General features: G+C 48.5%; 3 protein-coding genes. All 3 read right to left on the bottom strand.

Going from position 1 to position 2786, the window contains the following annotated elements; translation table 11 throughout:
- Positions 1-813 (bottom strand): calcium/sodium antiporter (locus J7K79_RS09210; protein WP_296907911.1); only part of this gene is annotated, 813 nt, incomplete at its 3' end.
- A gap of 7 nt (positions 814-820) precedes the next feature.
- Positions 821-1240, bottom strand: coding sequence for a secondary thiamine-phosphate synthase enzyme YjbQ (locus tag J7K79_RS09205; protein WP_296907908.1), 420 nt, complete (start codon positions 1238-1240; stop codon positions 821-823).
- The coding region (gene rnr / locus J7K79_RS09200; RefSeq protein WP_296907905.1) for a ribonuclease R at positions 1237-2786 on the bottom strand (1550 nt) is incomplete at its 5' end. The genes J7K79_RS09205 and rnr, both read right to left, overlap by 4 nt.

Raw genomic sequence — 2786 nt, 5'->3', positions numbered from 1 at the left:
GAATAGGAACATCAGATCCATGGTGTAGTCGGTAACATCCACGGTCAATCTATTGAAAAAAGAGCTCACGCCCAGTATGAGCAGGATGTTGAAAACGTTACTCCCCACTATGTTGCCAACGAGTATGTCACTTTCCTTCTTTACTGTCGAGACAACACTGACCACAAGCTCCGGAAGAGACGTCCCCACAGCAACGATGGTGAGCCCAACAAAAGCTTGAGAAAGGCCGAATTTCTGAGCTATTTTTACGACGTTCTCTATGGCAAGGTTCCCACCCAACCACAGAAAAAGGGTACCGGCGACGATCATCAGAAGGCTGAGTCGAACACTTTTTTGCTCCTTTATCTCCTCCAGTTCCTCCTCCACCACGTCCTTTGCAGACGTGATCAGGTAGTACATGAAGATCACCATGAACGAGAGGAAAACCACTCCATCGTGCCAAGAAAGATAGTGATTCTTCGAGAAAAGACTGATGAAGGAGATCGTTGAAAGGATCATGAAAGGTATTTCGGATTTGATCGTACTCTTTTTGACGGGAATTGCTCTGAAGAGAGCTGCAAGCCCAAGGCAGAGTCCGATGTTCGCTATGTTGCTTCCAACCACATTTGAGATGGCAATGCTCGTGTAACCTTTCAAGGTGGAAACGAGTGAGGAAACGAGTTCTGGAAGAGACGTTCCAAAAGCCACAACCGAAAGTCCCACAATCAGTTTGGAGATTCCAAGTTTCAGAGCGAGTGAAGAAGCACCTCCTATGAGCCAGTTCGCCCCAAGCACCAGTAACGCTATTCCCAGAGCTGTTAACAGGAACGCCACGATTTCATCACTCTCCAATGATTTTCACCAGTACTCTCTTTGGCCTCATCCCGTCGAACTCTCCGTAGAACACCTGTTCCCATGGCCCCAGATCCAGTTTGCCGTTGGTGATCGCTATGATCACTTCTCTTCCCATTATCGTCCGTTTCAGGTGAGCATCCGCGTTGTCTTCACCAGTGTCGTTGTGTCTGTACTGAGAATAGGGCTTTTCCGGGGCGAGTTTTTCCAACCAGACTTCGAAATCGTGATGAAGGCCTGGTTCATCGTCGTTTATGAAAACACTCGCCGTGATGTGCATGGCGTTACAGAGAAGAAGGCCTTCTTTTATGCCGCTCTCTTTTACACATTCTTCAAGCAATGGTGTGATGTTTATGAACTCTCTTCTCTTTTTCGTGTGGAACCAGAGTTCTTTTTTGTAGGATTTCATTCTTTATCCTCCCCTTCCACGAGTTCGAAGTCTATCTCTCCCCTGATCTTGTCAGCCCTCACGACTTTTGCCTTCAGGACATCTCCGAGCCTGAAGATTCGCCCCCTTCTTCGTCCGACCAGCATGTTCTTTGCTTCATCATAGTAATAGTAGTCATCAAGTGTTGAAATGTGTATGAGACCCGAAATGCTCTTTTCTGGAATCTCCACGAAGAGGCCGAACTTTGTGATATTTGTCACCACCACATCGAACACTTCTCCTATGTGGCGCGAGATGTACTCCACCTTCTTCATGGCGATCAGGTCCCATTCCGCCTCGTCTGCCACTCTTTCCCTCCGACTGCAGTGCTTGGCGATCTTGGGAAGAACCTTCGAGAACTTATCCACCTGCTCTGGGGTAAAGTAACCGTCTTGCTCGAGATAGAGCTTCAGAAGTCTGTGGACGACGAGGTCCGGGTATCTCCTGATGGGGGAGGTAAAGTGTGTGTAGGCGTAAGAGGCAAGTCCGAAGTGCCCAATGTTCATCGCAGAGTACATCGCTCTTTTCATTGATCGAACAAGGAGTCTTTCTACACTGCTCCTCAGAGGATGATCCTTTACTTTCTCGAGGAGTTTCTGCAGCATACCAGGATGTATGTTGCGGGAGAGTTTTGCTCTTATTCCCATAGCTTCGAGATAGTTTTTCAGCTGGAAGATCGTCTCAAGATCCGGTTCTTCGTGAACCCGGTACACGAAGGGAAGCCCAGCGTGGTCGAAAATCTCCGCGATTGTCTCGTTTGCCCTTATCATGAACTCTTCTATCACCCTTTCCGCAACTCCACGTCTTCTTGGAACGATGTCCACCACCTGTCCGTTCTCATCGAACACAACTTTTACTTCATCGCTCTCTATGTCGAGTATGGCACCTCTTCTTCTCCTCGCCTCTCTCAAGATCTCTGCGAGCTCCACAGCGTTGTGTATGAGATCGCTGAAGGGTTCGTATTCCTTCACCGAAGAAGGTTTTTCCAGAAACTCGTTGACTCTCTCGTAGATCATCCTCTTCTTATTTCTTATCACGCTGGGGAAAACATCGTATCTCACAACACGACCTTCCCGGTCGATCTCCATCTCGACACTCATGGTGAGCCTATCTTTTCCCTCCACGAGACTGCATATTCCGTTGGAGAGCCTGAACGGAAGCATCGGAATGACAGTGTCTATGAGGTATACACTCGTTCCCCTTTTGAGAGCCTCCTGATCCAGAGCGGAACCCTCTTTCACGTAGTGAGAAACGTCTGCTATGTGAACACCAAGAAGATAATTTCCATTTGGAAGCTTCTCTACAGAGATGGCATCGTCGAAATCCTTGGCAGTCTCCCCATCTACGGTGACGATGACTCTGTCCCTCAGATCCCTTCTTCCTGCAAGATCTCTCTTTCTCACTCTGGAGGGTACTGTGTTTACCTCCTTCAAAACTTCTTCAGGAAACTCCCCCGGTTCCGGAAGATCGTGCTTCACAATCACGCTGGGCAGGTCGATGGACGGATCATCCAGATCTCCCAGGACCT

Source organism: Thermotoga sp., assembly GCF_021162145.1.
Taxonomy (GTDB): domain Bacteria; phylum Thermotogota; class Thermotogae; order Thermotogales; family Thermotogaceae; genus Thermotoga.
Note: the sequence above shows the minus strand (reverse complement) of the source record. Positions and strands in the feature narration are given on the sequence as shown.